The organism is Mesorhizobium sp. B2-3-6, assembly GCF_006442305.1.
Lineage (GTDB): Bacteria > Pseudomonadota > Alphaproteobacteria > Rhizobiales > Rhizobiaceae > Mesorhizobium.
On the sequence record NZ_VFVW01000002.1, the window covers coordinates 258117 to 277119 of the forward strand.

Consider the following 19003-nt stretch of genomic DNA (forward strand, 5'->3'; position numbering starts at 1 on the left):
ATGATCAACAGGTACCGTGCCTCGGCGGGCATCATGCTGGCGCCCGCCGTGACGCTGATCGGCATCTTCATCCTGTTGCCGATGCTGCTCACCGTCTGGCTATCCTTCCAGGACTGGTCGACGCAGACGCCTTTTTCCAGCGCCAGCTTCATCGGCCTCGACAATTTCCGCGACATTTTCGGCGCCTCATCGGTCGGACGCGACTTCAAGGGCGCGTTGATCAACACCTCCATCTACACCGCGCTTTCCGTCATCCTCATCCTGCCGCTCTCGGTCGCCTTCGGGCTGATGGTCCACCAGCACGATGTTGGCGGCGGCACGGCGCTGCGGACCGTGCTGTTTTCCACCTATATGGTACCGATGATCGCGGTGGCGCTGGTGTGGTCGAAACTCTATTCGCCTGGTGAAGGGCCGCTGAATCAGATGCTCGGCCTGATCGGCGTCGGCCCGCAGCCCTTTCTGTCGTCCCCGCGCTCGGCGCTGATCTCGATCGTCCTGCTCAATGTGTGGCAGCAGGTCGGCTATTTCACGGTGCTGGCGATTGCGGGGCTGACCCAGATTTCCGGCAGCCTCTACGAGGCGGCAAAACTCGACGGCGCCAACCGGTTCGAGCAGTTCCGCTTCATCACCTTGCCGTTGCTGCGGCGCACACTCCTGTTCAGCGCGGTGATCGCCATCATCAACGCCGTGCAGGTGTTCGAGCCGGTGGCGCTGATCACGCAGGGCGGGCCGGTCGGCTCGACCAATGTCTTGACCTATCACATACGCCGCGTCGGCATCGAGCGCGCGCAGGGCGGACTGGGTTCGGCCATGGCCGTCATGCTGATGCTGTCGCTGATCGTCGTGGTCTGCGCTCTGTTCGCCTTTGCCAACCGGAAGGATCAGGAATGAGCGCGGGATCGTCGAGCCGGTTGCCGCGCAGACGCCCCGCCGGCCGCAAGGCGCTGCTGGCCACGCTCATGCTGCTCGTGGCCGTGGCGTCGGCCTTTCCGCTGGTTTGGATGGTTCTGTCCAGTCTCAAGACTCCGGCCGAGAGCATGCAGGTGCCGCCGGTGTGGATCCCGCACACGCCGAGCCTCGACGCCTACGGGAAAGTTTCGGGCGTGGTCAATGTCGGCCGTTCTATGTGGAATTCCCTGGTCATCGCCTCGATCACCACAGCCGGTATCCTCATCACCAGCATGATGGCCGGCTACGCCTTCGCCAAATACCACTTCCCCGGCCGCTCGCTTTTGTTCTCGGTGCTGATCGCGACCATGTTCCTGCCGCCGATCGTGACGCTGATCCCGCTCTATCGCCTCGTCGGCTCGATCGGCCTCAATGCCAGCCTCGCCGGCATCATCGCGCCCAACCTCGCCAATGCCTTCGGTATCTTCCTGATGCGCCAGTTCATTGCAAGCGTGCCTGACGATCTGATCGACGCTGCGCGCATGGACGGCGCCTCCGAACTGCTGATCCTGTTCAAGATCGTGGCGCCCAGCGTGGCGCCGGCGATCGCGGCATTGGCGCTGTTTGCCTTCGTCTATCACTGGAACAGCTATCTGTGGCCGCTGACCGTGCTACAAGGCAACGCCGACGCCTATCCGATCGTCATCAGCCTCAGCCGGCTGTTGAGTTACAACAGAGGCGCCGTCAACACCGGGTTGGTGATGGCCGGCGCGACGCTTGCCGTGCTGCCGCCGCTCATCCTCTTCGTCCTGCTGCAGCGCTTTTTCGTCGATTCCATCGTCGGCTCGGCGATCAAGGGGTAGCCGCGCTCAAAGGTTTCTGCCCCGGAGGAGGCGACGCGACAAAATCGCGGATCAGCGCGACCACCGCCTCCGGCTGTTCGATGCAGGGAATATGGCCGGCATTAGGAATGATTTCGAAGCGGGCGCCGGGGATCAGCGCTGCCAGCGAGCGGACGAGATCGGGCGGTGTCGAGCCGTCCTGGTCGCCGACCATGCAAAGTGTCGGCACCGCGATACGCCGCGCGGCCTCGGTGAGGTCGGCGTCGCGGACCGCCATGCATGTCCCGATGTAACCCGGCAGCGCCTGCCTAGTCAGCATATTGCGGCAACCGGCAAGGTCGGCCGCACGCGCGGCATGGAAGCCGGGCGTGAACCATGCTTCCATCACACCGTCGGCTATCGCCTCGATCCCGTCGCGCTCGACGGTGGCGATACGCTTATTCCAGCTCTCGTCCGTGCCGATCTTGTGCGCCGTGTCGGACAGGATCAGAGCCTCAACGCAGCTGGGATGACGGGTATAGAGCCGCTGCGCGATCAAGCCACCGACCGACAGGCCGAACAGCACGACCCTGCCGAGATCGAAATGATCGATGAGGCCCAGGAGATCGTCGACATGATCATCGATCGACCGGATGCCGCTGCCGATATCGGAAAGTCCGTGGCCGCGCTTGTCGTAGACCAGCAGAGGCATGTCACCGCTTAATTGCGAGATGACATCGTCCCAGATGCGCAAATCGGTACCCAGCGAATTGATGAAGATCACCGGCCGCGCGGTGCCGGTCGCCTCGACATAGCGGTGGTGCAGCGCAAGGCCGCCAATGGTGACGAACGGCACGATTTCGACCCTCCCGGCTCCCACAGTGCATGAGGCATCTGGTTGGGTAAAATGATATTTTGAGGCATCGTTGTAGGACATCGGCCGTTCTGGCACACCGGTCTTGCGCGAACCACAATGACGGACGACCAATGACAGACCGCCGCAACGTCCTTTTCATCATGTGCGACCAGCTGCGCTTCGACTATTTGAGCTGCGCCGGACACCAGACCCTGCACACGCCGAATATCGACCGGCTGGCCAGCCGCGGCGTGCGCTTCACCAACGCCTATGTGCAATCGACCGTGTGCGGGCCCTCGCGCATGAGCGCCTATACAGGCCGCTATGTCCGCTCGCACGGATCGACGCTTAACGGCGTGCCGCTCAGGGTCGGCGAGCCTACGCTCGGCGAGCATCTGCGCGAGATCGGCGTGCGCTGCGCGGTGATCGGCAAGACGCATATGAGGGCCGACGAGGAAGGCATGGAGCGCCTCGGTATCGACAAGACGTCCATCATAGGCGTGCGCGTCGCCGAATGCGGCTTCGAACCGTTCGAGCGCGACGACGGGTTGCATCCGTCGTCCGCCTACGATCCCGACCCGGCCTACGACCAATATCTGCGCGAGCACGGCTTCGACGCCGCCAATCCGTGGGAGCACTGGGCCAATTCCGGTGAAGGCGAGAACGGCGAGAATTTCAACGGCTGGCTGCTCGTCCATGCCGACAAGCCGGCGCGCATTCCCGAGGAGCATTCGGAAACGCCCTACATGACGCGCCGCGCCATGCGCTTCATCGAGGAGGCCGAGGCAAAGGGCGAAGCCTGGTGCGCGCATCTCTCCTACATCAAGCCGCACTGGCCCTACATCGTACCGGCGCCCTATCACGACATGTACGGCAAGGCCGACATAAAGCCGGTCGTGCGCAGCGAAGCAGAACGCGTCTCGCCTCACCCGATCTTCGAAGCCTTCCAGCAGGAGCGCTATTCCAGGAACTTCTCCCGCGACGAGGTCCGCGAAAGGGTCGTTCCCTGCTATATGGGCCTGATCAGGCAGATCGACGATCAGTTGGGCGGATTGTTCGAGTTCATGGAGCAGCGCGCCCTGTTCGACAACACGATGATCGTGTTCACCTCCGACCACGGCGACTATCTCGGCGACCATTGGCTGGGCGAAAAATACCTGTTCCACGACGTCGCGGCCAAGGTGCCGATGATCGTCTGCGATCCGCGCCGGCAGGCCGACGCGACGCGCGGCACGACGTCCGATGCGCTGGTGGAGATGATCGACCTCGCGCCCACCTTCCTCGACTTCTTCGGCGGCAAGGCGAAGCCGCATGTTCTCGAGGGCCGGTCGCTGCTGCCGCTGCTGGCAGGCCAGGACGTGAACTGGCGGCGGCACGCGGTGAGCGAGTACGATTATGGCGGCGATGCCGCGCGGCTGAAGCTCGCTATGCCGGTCGCCGACTGCAAGCTCTACATGATCACCGACGGCCGCTTCAAACTGGTCCATGGCGAGGGCCTGGCGCCGATGTTCTTCGATCTGCACGGTGATCCGGACGAGCTGCGCGACCTCGGCACCGAAGCATCGGCGGCGGCCGACATCGAACGACTGCGGCAGGCGCTGTTCCGCTGGCTGGCGCTGCCCAACAACCGCATCACCGCCGCCGAGGAATGGCTGACGGGAAACGACGACAAGATGCGGCACTTCGATCCGTTGATCGAGCCCGGCGTGCTGATCGGCTACTGGGACGAGGCCGAGCTCGCCGAACAGCGCGAAAGACGCAGGCGCTGGCTGTCACGCAGGTCGGGAGAATGAAACCCGCAGCCCTTGTTGTGGACGGCATGAATTTCAGAGCGCAAGGCCAAGGCAGGTTGCGAGCAGCCCGGCATCGAGAGATCGATGCCGGGCTGCCTGATGTGACGGCCTATTGGAGCTTCGCCTGCAGGGCATTGACGTCGTCGGTGGTCATTTCACCGTCGGTCGTTACCTTGCCGTCGACGATCTTCCACAGGCGGAACGGACCGGTGATGTCGCCATATTTGTCGAAGGCGACCGGGCCGATTACACCTTCGTAGCGGATCGGCTTGCCGTCCTTGATCAATCCGAGCGCCTTGGCGAATTCTTCCTTGCCAGCAAAGATCGGCGCGCCGGCCGGATCGACCGCCTTGTACATGGCGTCCTTGATCTTGGCCGGATCCTCTGAGCCGGCGATGGCGATTGCCAGGCCGACGATGGCGCCGGCATCATAGGAACGGTCGGCCGCGGGATTGGACGGTTCGATGCCCGAAAACGCCTTGTAGTTCTTGGTGAAGTAGTCGGTGGAGGCGGTCGGGCTGGTGCCGGACGAGGTGCCATAGGCCTCCTTGAGATAGTCGGCGCCGACGGACTCGATGAAGTCCGGGCTGTTCATGCCGTCATTGAGCAGGAATTTCTGCACGCCCCCTTGCGAAATCCAGGTGCGGGCGACGGTGGCGCCGTCAACCGGCGTGCTGACGAGATAAAGCCCGTCAGGCTCGCCGGCCATGGCCGCCGTGACTTCCGAGGCATAGCTCGACTGCTTCTCATTGTAGGGCGTGTCGGAGACGACGGTGCCGCCGAGCGCTTTGTAGGCGCGGGAGAATTCGGCCACCATGTTGACCCCGAAATCATTGTTGACATGGATGATCGACAGCTTCTTGAAGCCCTTGTCGATGGCGTATTTCGCGGCGGCCACGCCTTGCAGCGCATCGGAGGTGATGGTGCGGAAGAAGATGCCGTTGGTCTTGCCGTCGCGCCCGAGTGCGGTCAGCGTCGGCGAGGACGAAGCCGGCGAGACCTGCACGATCTTGGCCGGTGCGGTGACCGAGGTCAGGATCGGGATCGACACAGAGGAGATGATGCCGCCGATGATCACCGGCACCTTCTTGACCTGAACCAACTGGGTCGCCGCATCGACGGCGATGTTGCCCTGGCTCTGGCTGTCGCGCGTGTCGGTCACCAGATCGCAGCCGCGAACGCCGCCAGCGTCGTTGATGTCGCGGAAGGCCATCTCGACCGATTTTGCGCCGGCCTGGCCGTATTCACCGGCCGGTCCGGTCAATTCCATGACGAGGCCGACCGTGATCTTGCAGTCGGCGGCATGGGCCGCGCCGGCAATCATCACGAGAGCGAGCGCGGTGGTGAGTTGGAGTATCGTCTTTCTCATTGTTGTTCCCCTTGAGCTACACGAATTGAGTTACACGAACCAAATTTCACGCCTGGAGCCTGTTCAGCTTTCCGGCATCTGCAGCCAGGTTTCATGCAGATGTCGCCATTCGACGCCGTTGGGCGCCGATGGATTGGTGGTGAAGAGCGCACTCGACTGACGGCGGCTATGCTTGCCGCCTCGCAACTGCGCCTCGACATAGAGCACGACGATCGCGTCGCCGGTTTGCCAGCCCGGCCGGATGTCCTCGATCGAGATGGCGAAGGCTTCGTCGCAGGAAGCGCGGCTTGCGCGGACATGGTCGACCACCGCATCGCGATCGAAGACCGTGCCGTCAGGCGTGACCATGGCCAGGCCTTCGCCCATGACGCGTTCGAAGCGGCTGAAATCGGCCTTGCCGGCGCGCGATGCGACGAACCAGTCGACGAAGAAGCGATGCAACTCGACGATTTCGGTGCTGGCCCGCGAAAACAGGCTTTCGGTGGTGGCGCTCATGGCCGGGCCGCGTTGAGATTGTAGTGCATGATCGAGCCGTGGCGGCCGTGACGATCGCGCTCCAGCGTGTAGACGTCGCCGAGGGGACCGCGGCTCTGGGCGATCACGGCGCCGATCTCTGCCCGATCCTCAGTCCCGAGCGCGACATCCATGACCTTCGCATTGGCCAGCGCATGCGCCTGGTTGCGGGCGCCGACGATGACGGCCGCCACTTGCGGCTGCTCGAGCACCCAGGCACTGGCGACAGTGGCGATGTCGACGCCGTGGCGGTCGCCGATCCGCTTCAGCACCCTGAGCAGGGCTTGGAAGAGCTCCCAGCCGCCGAAATCGTCTATGATCAGCTTGTATTTGACCAGCGAGCGGTTTTCGAGCGGCATGTCCGGCTCGGCGACGCCGAGCCATCTGTCGCCGAGAAAGCCGCCGGCCACCGAACCGTAGCAGAGAAAGCTGACGCCATTGCGCGCGGCGAGCGCGGCGAGGCTCGCCGCCGGACGCTGGTCGAGGACGGAGTATTGCAGTTGCTGGCTGACGACTGGCACGCCGGCCGATAGAATTTCGCCCAGGCGCTGCGTATCGAAATTGGTGGTGCCGACATTGCGCACCTTGCCTTCCAGCCGGAGCTCGTCGAGCCAACCCATCGCGTCGACATAGCGAGGCACTGAATAGTCCCACCAGTGGAACTGCACGAGGTCGAGCCGCTCGGTCTTCAGCCGCCGCAGAGACTGGTCGACTATGCCTCTGATGTAATCGCGGCTGATGCCGGCGAGCCGCTCGAGGTCCGGCACCAGCTTGGTGTGCACCCTCATCCTGGCGGCGGCATCGAGACCGCGTTCGTTGGCCAGACGCAGCCGCGCCGCTCCGATCAGCTCCTCGACGCCGGTGTAGATATCGGCGCAGTCATAGGTCCAGATGCCGGCGTCGAACGTGGCGATCAGGTCGGACACCGCCTGCTGACGGTCGACCGCGCCGTGGCCGCCGGCCAACTGCCAGCCACCGCGAATGACGCGCGAGATTGTGTAGCCGGGGCTGAGTTCGAAAGTCTTGGCGGTCATCTCTGCTCACTCTCCTTCGGCAGCGGCACCGCCGTGGTCTCGGCGTGGCTGAACCGCCGTTTGCCGGTCCTGACGATCCTGAGCCTGCTGGCGCAATTGGGATCGGGACAGGCGATCTCGGCATCCGAGGTCATCCAGTCATTGGCATGGGTGGGGCGCTGCTTCGCCGCCAGCAGCGGCAGCACGGCCGCTATGGAATAGATCGAAAATCCCTGGCCCGCCGGCATCGACAGCATCTCGCCCTTCAGCTCGAAATAGTCGCCGGGCTTGGCGCCGCAATACACCGGCTTGCCCTCGGGGACGACAGCCTCGACGCGGAGGTCGAAAAGTTCGAAGCTGTCGTCGCGTTCAGCCATTTCAGCTCTCCAGCCGCGCGAAGGTGACGTCGCAGGCGCCATTGCGGCGAATGATGCCGCAGGCAGATGCGAACTGATCGCGTTGCTCAGGCAGCACCTGCGCAACGACGCTCCCCGCCAGCCAGCCGATCGGAAACAGCAGGCGCGCGCCTTGCCCGTAGAACAGGCCGATGTCGAAGATCGCATGCGGGTTGCCGCCCCACATGCGCGGCGGCACATAGGAAAGCACGATGTCGCCGGGCTGCGGCGTCAGCGTCGCGTTCTCCGCCGGCAAGGCCTGGGCAAAGGCCTCGCCGTCCAGATGCGCCGCGGGGATCGGACAGGAGATTTCCGGGCCGGTCCACATGGCATGAATGCCCGCGACGACGCGCGGCTCGGCCAGGTAAGACCACAGGAACGTTGCGTTCTCTGGCGCTTTTTCCGGCAGCAACTGCGCCGTCACCGACAGCTCGGAATGCGGCTCGGTGATCCTGATGATGCGTCTGGTCATATCAGGCATTCACTCCGCTTTTGCCGTCAACTTCAGCTTGTCGCGCAGGAAAGCGAAAGGGCGGCTGATGTCGGCCACCAGCGCCTCGCGTGCGGCCTGGGCATCCTGCGCCGCAAGCGCGGCGACGATGCTGCGATGATAATGGGCGGTGTCGACCTCGCCGGCCTCGGAAAAGGCATAGATTGCAACGCGGATGCATGGTCCCGACTGCAGCCAGAGGCTCTCGATCATCGGGATGAGCACGGCGGAACCGCAGGCGCGATAGATTTCGAAATGAAAGCTCTGATTGAGCGTCACCTCGCGGTCGACATCCTTCTTGTGCTTCAGCGCCCGCATCTCGTCCCATTCACCGAGAATGGTTTCGATGGTGGCGATCTGACGCGGATCCATGCGCGCGGCGGCAAGCGCGATTGCCTCGCCTTCGATCAGGGCACGGGCGCGCAGGAGGTCGTCGATGCGTTCCAGCGTGATCGGCGGCACCCGCACCGAGCGGTTTGGAAGCGCTTCCAGCGCCTTTTCCGTGATCAGCCGCCCAAGCGCCTCGCGCACCGGCATGGTAGACGTGACCAGCGCATCGGCAAGGCCGCGTATGGTCAGAACCTGGCTCGGCTCGAAGAGACCGCCAATCAGCGCCCGGCGCAATTCGGAATAGACGCGGTCCTGCACCGTCTCGCGGCCGACCGGCGCGAGTTGCGCGGCGATGACCTCGTTGGTGCGCTCGACAGCAGCCCTTTGCATGGCGTTCCCGATCTTGGCCTTTTCGGCGGCCTGGCCTGTTTTCGGCTTGCGGAGAAAATTAAAGCTGATTAGCGTGATCAAAGCAAGTGTGATCACAAATCAAAAAATCAGAAAGCGGCAAAGATCGCTTCGGCCAGAGGGCTTGATGAACGACACGGCGAAACGGCATGGGACGGAGACCCAGGCGCCGGTTCTGGCAGCAAAGAACGTCGTGCGGCGTTTCGGCGGCCTTGTCGCCGTCAACGATGTCTCGTTCGAGGTCCGCCCGGGCGAGATCCTCGGCCTGATCGGCCCCAACGGCGCCGGCAAGACGACGATGTTCGACCTGCTCGCCGGCAGCATCCTGCCTACAAGCGGCGAGATACGTCTCAACGGGGCGCTCGTCTCCGGCGAAGCAGCGCACCTGCGCATTGGCCGCGGTCTTGGGCGCACCTTTCAGATTCCCCGGCCCTTGCCCAATCTCACGCTGATCGAAAACGTCATGCTTGCCGCGCAACGTCAGGCAGGGGAGCGGCTGCTCGCCAATTTCCTGATCCCGTGGCGGGTCGCCGCCGAAGAGAAGGCAGCCGCCGAGAAGGCTGCCGAACTGCTTGAACTCGTCTCGCTCACCCGGCTGGCGCACGAACCGGCGCGGGTGCTTTCCGGCGGCCAGCGCAAACTGCTCGAACTTGCCCGTGTGATGATGGCCGACCCGGCCATCATCCTGCTCGACGAGCCCGCGGCCGGCGTCAACGCCACGCTGCTCGAAGTCATCATCGACCGCATCCGCGACATCAACAAAAGCGGCATCACCTTTCTTCTGATCGAGCACAACATCGACATGGTGACCCGGCTTTGCCATCGCGTTCTGGTGATGGCGGGCGGCGAGCTTCTGTGCGAGGGCACGGCCGACGAGGTGGCGCGCGATCCGCGCGTGATAGAGGCTTATCTCGGGGGCGCGGCGTGACCGGCACCGTGCTTGACGTCCGCAACCTCGAAGCCGGCTACGAACCCGGCGTGCCGATCGTGCGCGGTGCCTCGATCACGGTGAGGAAGGGCGAAATCGTCGTCGTTCTCGGCCCCAACGGCGCCGGCAAGTCGAGCCTGATCAAGGCAATTGCCGGTCTCGTCCCGGTCACCGGCGGCACCGTTCTCCTCGACGGCAAGGATATCACCACCGCACCGGCCCACACCATGGTGCGGCTAGGGCTCGCCTTCGTGCCACAGACGGAGAACGTGTTTCCACTGATGTCGGTCGACGACAATCTCAGGGTTGCCTGCGGCATCATCGAGCGCCGCGGGGTTCCCGCCCGCATCGACGAGATGTACGCGACCTTCCCCGACCTGGCGCGCCAGCGCCGCATCGCCGCCGGCAATCTGTCGGGCGGGCAACGCCAGATGCTGGCCGTGGCGCGGGCGCTGATCGTCCACCCCAAGGTGCTGGTGCTGGACGAGCCGTCGGCCGGCCTGTCGCCGAAATTCGTCTCGATGGTGTTCGAGATGCTGGCCGGCATCCGCAAGTCCGGCGTCACCATCCTTCTCGTCGAACAGAACGCCAAGGCGGCGCTCGCCATCGGCGACCGCGCCTATGTGCTGGTCGAAGGCAAGGACCGGCACGAGGGCATCGCCGCTGAATTGTGGAGCGATCCGGTGGTCGCCGAGCTCTATCTTGGCCAGCGCCCGGACAGTGCCGGCAAGGCCGCGCCTTCAGGCAAGGGAAGTGCGGCATGAACCTGCAATTCATCGTCGACGGATTGCTGACCGGCTCGATGATAGGCCTCGGCGCCATCGGCGTGACGCTGACCTATTCGATCCTGCGCTTCTCGAACTTCGCCCATGGCGACTTCATGGCCTGGGGCACCTATGCGACGCTGGCCGTCGTAGGCGCCATCGGCGCGACGATCGGCAAGGTGGCGCCGATCGCCCCGCTTTCCTTCGGCTGGCCGCTCATCGTCGCGCTGGTCGTCGGCATGGCATTCACCGCCCTGCTGGCGCTGCTGCTCGACAAGGTGCTGTTCGCGCGGCTGCGCTCTCAGGGCCAGGCCATCATCGTGGTGATGGCAAGTTTCGGCGCCTCGATGGCGCTGCGAAGCCTGCTCGAGTTCACCTTCACCTCACGCCCGACCTATTTCAGCCGCGCCATCCAGATCGCCATGCCGGTCGGCTTCGGCATCCGCATCACGCCGGACCAGATCGCGCTGTTGCTGCTGACAGCAATTCTGGTGCTGGGCGTACACCTGTTGATGACGCGCACGCAGACCGGCCGGTCCATGCAGGCCCTGAGCCAGAATGCGGCACTTGCCCGCATCGTCGGCATCGATGTCGCCAAGGTGGTGCGTGTCACCTGGATCCTCGGCGCAGCGCTTGCCTGCGTCGCCGGCGTGATGATCGGCATCCTGGTGCAGATCCGCCCGTTCATGGGTTTCGACATGCTGCTGCCGATGTTCGCCGCCGCCATTCTCGGCGGTATCGGCAGCATCCCGGGCGCCGTGCTCGGCGGGTTGATCATCGGGCTCGCCGAAGCGGGCGCCGTGCAACTGATCGGCGCCGAATGGCGCGCGGCGGTCTCCTTCATCATCTTGATGGCGGTGCTGTTCGTGCGGCCGATCGGCCTTTTTGGTGTGAGGGAACGCTGATGGACCTGCTCGGCTATGGCGCTTTCTTCCTGACCACGGCGCTGATCTTTTCGCTCGTCACGCTGGGGCTCAATCTGCAATGGGGGCTGACCGGGCTCTTCAATGTCGGGCTCGCCGGCTTCGTCGCCATCGGCGCCTATACTTCGGCGCTGCTGACGACGCCGGACGATGCCGCGCGTCTGGGCGGTTTCGGCCTGCCGATCCTGGCCGGCTGGCTCGGCGCCATGGTCGTCGGCGGCATCGCCGCGGCCCTGACGGGCATCGCCACGCTGCGGCTCAGATCCGACTATCTGGCCATCACCACCTTCGGCGTCGCCGTGGTCGTGCAACTGGTCGCGCTCAATGCGCAGAAACTGACCGGCGGTCCGTTCGGCATCGGCTTCATCCCGCGCCCCTTCGGCAGCCTCGCCGAGACGCCGCTGCTGTTCAACCTGTCGAACCTTGCCGTCGTCTCGGCGGTCACGTTGGTTGCCTATCTGGCGCTGGAGCACCTGTCTCGCAGCCCGTGGGGCCGGGTGCTGAAGGCGCTGCGGGAGGACGAGCGGGCGGCGATCTCGCTCGGCAAGAGCGCGCGCTTCTACCGTGTCCAGGCCTTCGCGGTCGGCGGTGCCATCATGGCCCTAGCGGGCGCCTTGCAGGCGCATTTCACCGGCTTCATTGCGCCGGACAATTACCTGCCGATCCTGACCTTCCAGGTCTGGGTGATGCTGATCGTCGGCGGCTCGGGCAGCAATGCCGGTGCCGTCATCGGCAGCATCCTGGTCTGGGGGATATGGGCCGGGTCGGGCACGCTCACCAGCGCGCTGTTCCCGCCGGAGCAACAGGCCCGCGCCGCATCCCTGCAGATCGTGGCAATCGGCGTCATGCTGTGCATCATCCTCCTGGTCCGCCCCAACGGACTGTTCGGGGAACGGCCGCGGCGGGCACGGCTCGGCAAGCGGGCGAAGGTGGCCGCCAGCGAGAGCGGCTCGTGACCGCAATGGCCCGGCAGGAAGCGCTTTCGCTTTGGCACGCGGTCAGCCGTGAGACCCGCCTCCGCCCGGCGCTGGAAGGCGAGCTCGATGTCGACCTTGCCATCGTCGGCGGCGGCTTCACCGGCCTTTCGACGGCCTTGCATGCCGCGGCCAGAGGTCTTTCGGTCGCCGTTCTCGAGGCCGAAACCATCGCCTGGGGCGCTACCGGCAGGAATGCCGGCTTCATCGTACCGAACTTCGCCAAAATGGATCCGGATGCGATAAAGGCCCATCTAGGCCCCGCGCGCGGCGAGAGGCTGATCGACTTCGCCGCTGGCAGCGCCGACCTGGTCTTTGGCCTGATCAGGCGGCACGACATCAAGTGCGACGCGGTGCAGAACGGTTGGATCCAGCCGGCACATTCCCCTGTCGCGCTCGAAAAGGTCAAATCACGCGCGGGGCAATGGGCGGAGCGCGGCCGACCGGCCGTCGTGTTGGACCGGCAAGAAATCGAGGCGCTGACCGGCGCCCGCGGTTATGTCGGCGGTTGGATGGATCGTTCCGGAGGCGTACTCAATCCGGTCGCCTATGCGCGCGGCCTGGCCGACGTGGCGGAAAAAACCGGCGCGCGCCTGTTCGAGCACACGCGCGTCGTCGCGATCGACCCCATCGCGGACGGCTGGTCGCTGAAGACGCAAACGGGTTCGGTGCGCACCGGAAAGGTGCTGATCGCCACCAATGCCTATGGCGGACAGCTCAATCCGGGGCTTCGGAAAAGCTTTTTCCCGCTGAAAATCTTCCAGATCGCGACGGCGCCGCTGCCGCGCAAGGTGCGCAGCCGCCTGTTGCCCGGCGGGCAAGGCGTCGGCGACACGAGACGCAATCTCTTCACCTACCGCTTCGATGCCGAAAACCGGCTGATCAGCGGCGGCATGCATGTCTTCGGCGCGGGTGCGGACCGACGCCTGCCGCAGACGATCCGGCGGCGGCTGGCCCGGCATCTCGAACTCCCGGACCTGCCGCCGCTCGCCTATGGCTGGTCGGGCATGGCTGCGGTCGAACCCGATTTCCTGCCCCACCTCATCGATCTCGGACCGGGGCTGATCGCGGGTCGCGCCTGCAACGGCCGCGGCATCGCCATGACCACGGCCATGGGCAAGGTGCTTGCGGACTGGGCTAGCGGAACCGACGCCCGCGATCTGCCGCTGCCCTTTGCGCCGCCGTCGCGGATGCCGTTCCACAGCCTGCTGCGCTTCGCGCCGAACGCGCTGCTGCCGTGGAGCATGCTTCGCGACCGGCTGGACAAGACCGGATAGGCCGATCGCCAGGGCGCGACGGCATCGGATCGTCATTCGGCCGCGCGAAGGTTCCCCGCCAGCACCGCCGCCGCCATGGCGATGTCCTGTTCTATGAAGGTCCTGACGTCGGCGCCGTTGCGCTGCGCCAATGCCGCGACGATCTTGCGATGCGCCTCGTTCGACTGGGGTTTGTAGCGATCGGCCTGCATCAGGAGCTTGAGATAGGGCCCAACCCGCCCCCAGAGATCACGGATCATGTTGAGGAGGATCGGGGCCCCGGCATGCCGGTAGATGGCGAAGTGGAAGGCCTCGTTGAGCGCGAGATAGGCCCCGGCGTCGCCCGCCTCAATCGCGCGCTGCATGCCCGCCAGCGTGGCCTGTATGTCGACCAGCCCGTCTTCGGTGATGCGCGACGCGGCCATCTCACCCGCCAACCCCTCCACAGCGACGCGGATGCGCGTCAGTTCCTCGAAGGCGGGGGCAGACAACAAGGGCACGATGATCGAGCGGTTGTTCTGCAATTCCAGAAGCCGCTCGGCGACGAGCCGTTGCAGCGCCTCGCGGATCGGCGTCGTCGAAATGCCGAACGTCTCGGCAAGCTTGCGGATGACCAATGTCTGGCCCGGGCTGAAGCCGCCCGAAATCAGCTCCTGCTTGAGCGCGCCATAGGCGCGGTCGTTCAGGGTCTGATGTTCGAGCTTCAGCATGTTGATCGCCGCCCCCTTTCCTATCCCCTCACCAGCGCGACAGGGTGCGATCGAGCGTTTCGGCAAGTTGCTCGGCATTGTCCCTGGCGAACGGCAGCGGCGGCCTGATCTTCAGCACGTTGCCGCGCGGACCGCACGACGAGATCAGCACGCCGTCCTCGCGCATGGCTTCGACGACCGCCGACGTCCTGGTGGAGGCCAGCGCCTCGTCCCCCTCCGCCGTCAACTCGACGCCGAAATAAAGACCGTTATGCCTGACATCGGCGACCATGGCGTGGCGACCCTGCAAGGCGCGCAGCAGCTCGCCCGTATAGGCCCCAACCGTGCGCGCATTCTCGACCAGCCCCTCGCCTTCGATCACGTCGAGCACCGCGATGCCGACGGCGGCGGCGACAGGATTGCCGCCGAATGTGTTGAAGTAGCCGGTGTTGGAACCGAAGGAGGCAACAAGCTGCGGCCGCACGATGACCGCGGCCATCGGATGCCCGTCGCCGATCGGCTTGCCCATGGTGACGATGTCAGGTTCGAGGCCGTAATTGGCGAAACCCCACATGCCCTGGCCGAGCCTGCCGAAGCCGGACTGGACTTCGTCGGCAATGACGATGCCGCCCGCCTTCCTGACGTGATCGGCCGCCTCGCGCATCACCGATGCATCGGGGAAGAAAATTCCGTCGCTGGAAAATGCCGAGTCGAGCAGCAGCGCCGCCGGGCGCACGTTCTGTGCGCGCATGTCCTCGATGGCGGCGGCGACATTCCTGGCGAAATCGCGCGCGGCCCGGCCCTGGTTGCGAAACGTATCCGGCGCTGCCACGGTCCTGTGCTGCGCGGGCATGCCTTTTGCCCCGACCGCTGCCGGCGACAGCTGCGCCGTGGCGATGGTGGCGCCATGATAGGCGAAATCGGTGATGATCACGCCGGTATTGCCGCTGGAATGCTGGGCGATGCGGATGGCGAGATCGTTGGCCTCGCTGCCGGTGCAGGTGAACATGGCATGGCCGAGATGAGGCGGAAGCGTGCCGAGAAGTCTTTCCGCGTAGTCGAGGATGATTTCGCTGAGATAACGCGTGTGGGTGTTGAGCGTGGCCGCCTGCCCCGACAGCGCCTCGACGACACGTGGATGGCAATGCCCGACCGAAGCGACGTTGTTGTAGGCATCGAGATACTTGCGACCCTGGGCATCGTAGAGCCAGACGCCGCTGCCACGCACGAGATGGATCGGGTTGCGGTAGAAGGCGCGATAGGTCGGGCCGAGCAGCGTGGCACGGCGCTCGAGCAGCGCACCCTCGGATGCTGATGCACCGGCATCGGCGGAGGCATTTGCGGGCGAGGATTGGGACACGAACATCTACTCCGGATTGGAATGATCGAGGAAATAGCGGCGGGCATCGCTGTGTGACAGTCCGTCCAGCCGCTCGAGCGAGGCCCAGACCTCGGTGATGAGGCGCAGCACATAGTCGCGCTTGGCCGGAAAGCGCTCCGCCTGCCAGCTGGCAATGTTGGCGATGAGAGCCAAGCGGGCACGGATCAGGTCGAACAGGATGCCGATCTCTTCAGCCTCGAGCGGCTGCACCGACTGGTAGCCAGCAACGAAGCGTGCGGCGGGCGCCAGCGGGTGGCCGTCGGCCGGCCAGCGATAGACGGCGCCGATGGCGAGATCGCAGATCAGCGGCGAGTGGATCATGTCGCCGAAATCGAGGATGCCGCTGACGATCTCCGGCCGCGATGCGTCCATCACCACATTGTAGGAATTCATGTCGTTGTGGACGATCTGGGCGCGCAGGCTGGGGATGATGGGCGCGACGTGCTCCTCGAAGGCATCGATGACGCGCTCGACCATGGCCCGGCGCCCGGCATCGGCGATATGCGCCAGCATGGGCCGCGTCTTGGCGACCTTGCGGATATCCCACAAAAGGTCGCTGCCGGCGGCCGGGTGGAAAAAGCCGCGCAGGGCGCGGCCAAGCCGAGCAAGGAAGATGCCGAGATTGCGATCTTGCGCAGCCGACACCGGCGAGCGCGAAAGCAACTGGCCGGGCAGATAGGTGACCAGCCGAATGATGCGCGGCTGCGAACCGCCGATGCTGACGGTGAACTGCGCATCGCCATCCAGGCTTTTGCGCACCGAAGGAACCGGCAAGGCGGGGTCGACAGCAAGGATGTGGTCCAGCGCCTTGTTCTGGAAATCGGTGAAGCCGGCCTCTTCCGCCGGATGCGAGATTTTCAGGACAAATTCGCCCTCGCCATCGGTGCGGATGTGAAAATTGTGGTCGCGCTCCCCGGGCAAGGGCTGAGCGGTTCCGGCAAGGCCGTAGTGCTGGCGCAGGATGGCAAGCGCATCGGCAATCGGGACATCGGGCGCGTCCTCGGCCAGCGTCTCGCCGAATGCATCGGTCACGGCGCCGGTCATGGCCTTGCCTCGGGGTCAACAGGCTCCAGCCCACACCAGTCGGCGATGAACAGTGCGATCGTCTGGGTGACCTTGCGTACGGAATCAAGGTCCACCGCCTCGTCATAGCCATGCGGCATGCGGCAGATCGGACCGTAGACGATGGCTGGCGTGTCGGCGTAGAGGCCGAAGAAGCGCGCATCCGTGGTGGCAGAGGTGACGTGTTCCTGCAGCGGCTCGCCCCAGACGGCGGCATGGCTACGACGCAGCACGGTTTCCATCTCGTCGGCGCCCTCCAGCACATAGCCCTCGGCCATGAAGCCATTGTAGGTCATCCTGGGCGGGCGGTTGGCCAGGAACGGATCGGCGCGGGCCGCGTCGGCGATGCAGGCCTCGAGCTCGGCCCTGGCATCCTCCAGCTTCTGGCCGGGATAGGTGGCGACACGCATCTCGAACACACAGCGTGCGGGGACGCTCGATGTCCACTCGCCACCTTCGATCTTGCCGAGATTGAAACGGATCGGATGCGGGTGATCGCAGAAATGCCTGTCGTCGACCTTGCGCGCGTTCCAGACGATTTCGAGCTGCTTCAACGCCTGGATGATGAGGAAAGCCTTTTCGATGGCGTTGGCGCCGGCCGAGAAAGCGCCCGACGCATGCTGGGGATCGCCGTCGACCTCGACCCTAAACCAGATCGGGCCGACCTGCGCCCGCATCAGCTTCGGCTCCAGGGGTTCGGGGATGAAGGCGGCGTCGGCGCGGTAGCCGCGCTGCAGGCAAGCGAGCGCGCCGTTGCCGGTGCACTCTTCCTCGACCACCGATTGCAGGAAGACCTTCGCGGCCGGCTGATAGCCGAGGCTGCGCAGTGCGGCCAGCGCGTAGAGGCAGGCCGAGAGCCCAGCCTTCATGTCGCCGGCGCCGCGACCATGCATCCAGCCGTCCTCGATGACCGGATCATAGGGATCGCGCAGCCAGCGATCGAGCGGGCCCGTCGGCACGACGTCGATGTGGCCGTTGAGGATCAGCGAGCGGCCGGTCGCGTTTCGCGGCATGTGGGTGGCGACGACGTTGAAGGCGTCGTCATAAGAGACGGCCACGGGCGAAAAGCCCGGCAGGTCGCGAATCGCATCGACATCGACACGCCACATGTCCACCGTATAGCCATCCGTTTCATACGCGGCTGCCATGAAGGATTGCGCCGCGTGTTCTTCGCCGCGTTGCGAGGGGAAGCGCACGAGGTTCGCGAGGAATTCCACCTGCCGCGCGAAGCCGTCGTCGACCGCGTTCAAAATGGCCTCGTCGGCAATTCGCTCAGGCATGATATTCCGCTTTCCCTTCGATGGTGTATCATATCTCATATGCCATCTCTGTGAAACGCAAGGGACAGGCGGGCCAAAAATCTTGAGCCACCTCGGGAGCCTCTTGGCAGGCGAGCGCAGAGTTGGCATCAGCTTCTTGCGCGCCGGTGGGGAAGGTCGAGGACAGATGTTGGTCACCGAAGGCAGATTGCCTGATGAAATCACCAATCTAACGGTCGGCTATCGGCGGGTGCGGGCCGGCAAGATCGTCAATGCGGTGACATGGATGGAAGCGCGCGCGCCGGTGCCGGGTCTCGCGCGGCCGTTGACCATGACAAGGATCGCGAAACCCGACAGTGCTTCCTACCGTGCAATCTTCCTGGAGATCGGCGCTCCCTGGCTCTGGGATCGCGCCGCCGAAATGTCGGATGCCGAGATCGCCGCGCATTTCGCCGATCCGCGCCAGCATCTCTATTACGGCCATGATGAAAGCGGCGCCCATGTCGGCATGGTCGAGTTCTCGGTGGCCGAGGACAACGAGATCGAGATCACCTATTTCGGCCTGTTCCCCTCCTTGACCGGCCGTGGCTTCGGCAAGCGGCTGATGGCCGGCGCGCTCGACCAGGCATGGCGTCTCCGGCCCAGCCGCATTTGGCTTCATACCAGCAGCTTCGACCATCACAGTGTCATCGGTTTCTACAGGGCCTGCGGATTTGAGCCCTTTGCGACCGGCTTCGAAATCGCCGACGACCCCAGGACCAAGGGAACGTTGCCGCGTGATGCGGCGCCGCAGATTCCCTTGATCGAGACGGACTGGTCCCCCGACGCCAGATGAAAACGCCTTCACAACCAGCCAGGCATCTCGGCATCGACAGCCTTGGCGCCGGCCGC

20 protein-coding genes are annotated in these 19003 nt (G+C 64.8%); 9 read left to right on the top strand and 11 right to left on the bottom strand.

What is annotated here, in order from left to right; translation table 11 throughout:
- Together FJ953_RS06930 and FJ953_RS06935 are read left to right on the top strand one after the other, a co-directional pair.
- On the top strand, window positions 1-891 hold the full coding sequence (locus tag FJ953_RS06930; RefSeq protein ID WP_140623688.1) for a sugar ABC transporter permease: 891 nt from the start codon (window positions 1-3) through the stop codon (window positions 889-891).
- Window positions 888-1751, top strand: a complete 864-nt coding sequence (locus tag FJ953_RS06935; RefSeq protein ID WP_140623690.1) for a carbohydrate ABC transporter permease — start codon at window positions 888-890, stop codon at window positions 1749-1751. The genes FJ953_RS06930 and FJ953_RS06935 overlap by 4 nt, the downstream gene beginning before the upstream one ends.
- On the opposite strand, the gene pcaD is transcribed toward FJ953_RS06935, so the two are convergent.
- Window positions 1741-2565 carry a 3-oxoadipate enol-lactonase gene (gene pcaD, locus FJ953_RS06940; RefSeq protein WP_140520927.1) on the bottom strand — a complete coding sequence of 275 codons (825 nt, stop codon included), beginning with the start codon at window positions 2563-2565 and terminating at the stop codon, window positions 1741-1743. The genes FJ953_RS06935 and pcaD overlap by 11 nt on opposite strands.
- Window positions 2566-2696: 131 nt before the next feature.
- Between pcaD and FJ953_RS06945 the strand changes: the two genes are divergently transcribed.
- Window positions 2697-4358, top strand: a complete 1662-nt coding sequence (locus tag FJ953_RS06945) for an alkaline phosphatase family protein (protein ID WP_140623692.1) — start codon at window positions 2697-2699, stop codon at window positions 4356-4358.
- Window positions 4359-4467: 109 nt separating this feature from the next.
- Here the strand turns inward: FJ953_RS06945 and FJ953_RS06950 are convergent, their stop codons facing one another.
- From FJ953_RS06950 to FJ953_RS06975, 6 genes are all read right to left on the bottom strand, one after another.
- Window positions 4468-5727, bottom strand: coding sequence for an ABC transporter substrate-binding protein (locus FJ953_RS06950; protein WP_140623694.1), 1260 nt, complete (start codon window positions 5725-5727; stop codon window positions 4468-4470).
- Window positions 5728-5790: 63 nt separating this feature from the next.
- Window positions 5791-6222, bottom strand: a complete 432-nt coding sequence (locus FJ953_RS06955; RefSeq protein WP_140623695.1) for a DUF4440 domain-containing protein — start codon at window positions 6220-6222, stop codon at window positions 5791-5793.
- The gene (locus FJ953_RS06960) at window positions 6219-7274 is read right to left on the bottom strand and encodes an aldo/keto reductase (RefSeq protein ID WP_140520930.1); all 1056 of its coding nucleotides are present in this window, start codon (window positions 7272-7274) and stop codon (window positions 6219-6221) included. The genes FJ953_RS06955 and FJ953_RS06960 overlap by 4 nt, the downstream gene beginning before the upstream one ends.
- Window positions 7271-7630 carry a TIGR04076 family protein gene (locus tag FJ953_RS06965; RefSeq protein ID WP_140520931.1) on the bottom strand — a complete coding sequence of 120 codons (360 nt, stop codon included), beginning with the start codon at window positions 7628-7630 and terminating at the stop codon, window positions 7271-7273. Before FJ953_RS06965 ends, FJ953_RS06960 begins: the two co-directional genes overlap by 4 nt.
- A 1-nt stretch (window position 7631) precedes the next feature.
- A complete protein-coding gene (locus FJ953_RS06970) occupies window positions 7632-8120 on the bottom strand; it encodes a DUF3830 family protein (RefSeq protein WP_140497666.1) in 489 nt (162 codons plus the stop codon).
- 9 nt (window positions 8121-8129) lie between these two features.
- A complete protein-coding gene (locus tag FJ953_RS06975; RefSeq protein ID WP_140497664.1) occupies window positions 8130-8858 on the bottom strand; it encodes a GntR family transcriptional regulator in 729 nt (242 codons plus the stop codon).
- 145 nt (window positions 8859-9003) lie between these two features.
- Between FJ953_RS06975 and FJ953_RS06980 the strand changes: the two genes are divergently transcribed.
- Genes FJ953_RS06980 through FJ953_RS07000 form a run of 5 tightly spaced genes read left to right on the top strand, consistent with a single transcriptional unit; the run spans window position 9004 to window position 13742 of the window.
- Window positions 9004-9804: an ABC transporter ATP-binding protein gene (locus FJ953_RS06980; protein ID WP_140514551.1), complete on the top strand. Its 801-nt coding sequence runs from the start codon at window positions 9004-9006 to the stop codon at window positions 9802-9804.
- Complete coding sequence (locus FJ953_RS06985) at window positions 9801-10568, top strand: ABC transporter ATP-binding protein (protein ID WP_140562033.1); 768 nt, start codon at window positions 9801-9803, stop codon at window positions 10566-10568. Before FJ953_RS06980 ends, FJ953_RS06985 begins: the two co-directional genes overlap by 4 nt.
- The gene (locus FJ953_RS06990) at window positions 10565-11473 is read left to right on the top strand and encodes a branched-chain amino acid ABC transporter permease (protein ID WP_140623697.1); all 909 of its coding nucleotides are present in this window, start codon (window positions 10565-10567) and stop codon (window positions 11471-11473) included. Before FJ953_RS06985 ends, FJ953_RS06990 begins: the two co-directional genes overlap by 4 nt.
- Window positions 11470-12447, top strand: a complete 978-nt coding sequence (locus tag FJ953_RS06995; RefSeq protein ID WP_181171581.1) for a branched-chain amino acid ABC transporter permease — start codon at window positions 11470-11472, stop codon at window positions 12445-12447. The genes FJ953_RS06990 and FJ953_RS06995 overlap by 4 nt, the downstream gene beginning before the upstream one ends.
- Window positions 12444-13742: an FAD-dependent oxidoreductase gene (locus FJ953_RS07000; protein WP_140623701.1), complete on the top strand. Its 1299-nt coding sequence runs from the start codon at window positions 12444-12446 to the stop codon at window positions 13740-13742. The genes FJ953_RS06995 and FJ953_RS07000 overlap by 4 nt, the downstream gene beginning before the upstream one ends.
- Window positions 13743-13774: 32 nt before the next feature.
- Here the strand turns inward: FJ953_RS07000 and FJ953_RS07005 are convergent, their stop codons facing one another.
- From FJ953_RS07005 to FJ953_RS07020, 4 genes are read right to left on the bottom strand one after another with little or no spacing between them, the layout of a single operon-like run.
- Window positions 13775-14431: a GntR family transcriptional regulator gene (locus FJ953_RS07005; protein WP_140623703.1), complete on the bottom strand. Its 657-nt coding sequence runs from the start codon at window positions 14429-14431 to the stop codon at window positions 13775-13777.
- 28 nt (window positions 14432-14459) lie between these two features.
- Complete coding sequence (locus tag FJ953_RS07010; RefSeq protein WP_181175006.1) at window positions 14460-15776, bottom strand: aspartate aminotransferase family protein; 1317 nt, start codon at window positions 15774-15776, stop codon at window positions 14460-14462.
- The gene (locus FJ953_RS07015) at window positions 15777-16835 is read right to left on the bottom strand and encodes a phosphotransferase (protein WP_140623707.1); all 1059 of its coding nucleotides are present in this window, start codon (window positions 16833-16835) and stop codon (window positions 15777-15779) included.
- Window positions 16832-18133 carry an ArgE/DapE family deacylase gene (locus tag FJ953_RS07020; protein ID WP_181175007.1) on the bottom strand — a complete coding sequence of 434 codons (1302 nt, stop codon included), beginning with the start codon at window positions 18131-18133 and terminating at the stop codon, window positions 16832-16834. Before FJ953_RS07020 ends, FJ953_RS07015 begins: the two co-directional genes overlap by 4 nt.
- Before the next feature lie 166 nt (window positions 18134-18299).
- Here FJ953_RS07020 and FJ953_RS07025 point away from each other — a divergent pair, with 166 nt between their 5' ends.
- Entirely contained in the window at window positions 18300-18947 is a 648-nt protein-coding gene (locus FJ953_RS07025) for a GNAT family N-acetyltransferase (RefSeq protein WP_181175008.1), read from the top strand.
- Window positions 18948-19003 lie beyond the last annotated feature (56 nt).

Bases quoted from the DNA above. Each gene is read 5' to 3' on its own strand.
- FJ953_RS06930 (WP_140623688.1), top strand. From the start codon at position 1: ATGATCAACAGGTACCGTGCCTCGGCGGGCATCATGCTGGCGCCCGCC.
- FJ953_RS06935 (WP_140623690.1), top strand. From the start codon at position 888: ATGAGCGCGGGATCGTCGAGCCGGTTGCCGCGCAGACGCCCCGCCGGC.
- FJ953_RS06945 (WP_140623692.1), top strand. From the start codon at position 2,697: ATGACAGACCGCCGCAACGTCCTTTTCATCATGTGCGACCAGCTGCGC.
- FJ953_RS06950 (WP_140623694.1), bottom strand. From the start codon at position 5,727: ATGAGAAAGACGATACTCCAACTCACCACCGCGCTCGCTCTCGTGATG.
- FJ953_RS06955 (WP_140623695.1), bottom strand. From the start codon at position 6,222: ATGAGCGCCACCACCGAAAGCCTGTTTTCGCGGGCCAGCACCGAAATC.
- FJ953_RS06960 (WP_140520930.1), bottom strand. From the start codon at position 7,274: ATGACCGCCAAGACTTTCGAACTCAGCCCCGGCTACACAATCTCGCGC.
- FJ953_RS06965 (WP_140520931.1), bottom strand. From the start codon at position 7,630: ATGGCTGAACGCGACGACAGCTTCGAACTTTTCGACCTCCGCGTCGAG.
- FJ953_RS06970 (WP_140497666.1), bottom strand. From the start codon at position 8,120: ATGACCAGACGCATCATCAGGATCACCGAGCCGCATTCCGAGCTGTCG.
- FJ953_RS06975 (WP_140497664.1), bottom strand. From the start codon at position 8,858: ATGCAAAGGGCTGCTGTCGAGCGCACCAACGAGGTCATCGCCGCGCAA.
- FJ953_RS06980 (WP_140514551.1), top strand. From the start codon at position 9,004: ATGAACGACACGGCGAAACGGCATGGGACGGAGACCCAGGCGCCGGTT.
- FJ953_RS06990 (WP_140623697.1), top strand. From the start codon at position 10,565: ATGAACCTGCAATTCATCGTCGACGGATTGCTGACCGGCTCGATGATA.
- FJ953_RS07005 (WP_140623703.1), bottom strand. From the start codon at position 14,431: ATGCTGAAGCTCGAACATCAGACCCTGAACGACCGCGCCTATGGCGCG.
- FJ953_RS07010 (WP_181175006.1), bottom strand. From the start codon at position 15,776: ATGTTCGTGTCCCAATCCTCGCCCGCAAATGCCTCCGCCGATGCCGGT.
- FJ953_RS07015 (WP_140623707.1), bottom strand. From the start codon at position 16,835: ATGACCGGCGCCGTGACCGATGCATTCGGCGAGACGCTGGCCGAGGAC.
- FJ953_RS07020 (WP_181175007.1), bottom strand. From the start codon at position 18,133: ATGCCTGAGCGAATTGCCGACGAGGCCATTTTGAACGCGGTCGACGAC.
- FJ953_RS07025 (WP_181175008.1), top strand. From the start codon at position 18,300: ATGTTGGTCACCGAAGGCAGATTGCCTGATGAAATCACCAATCTAACG.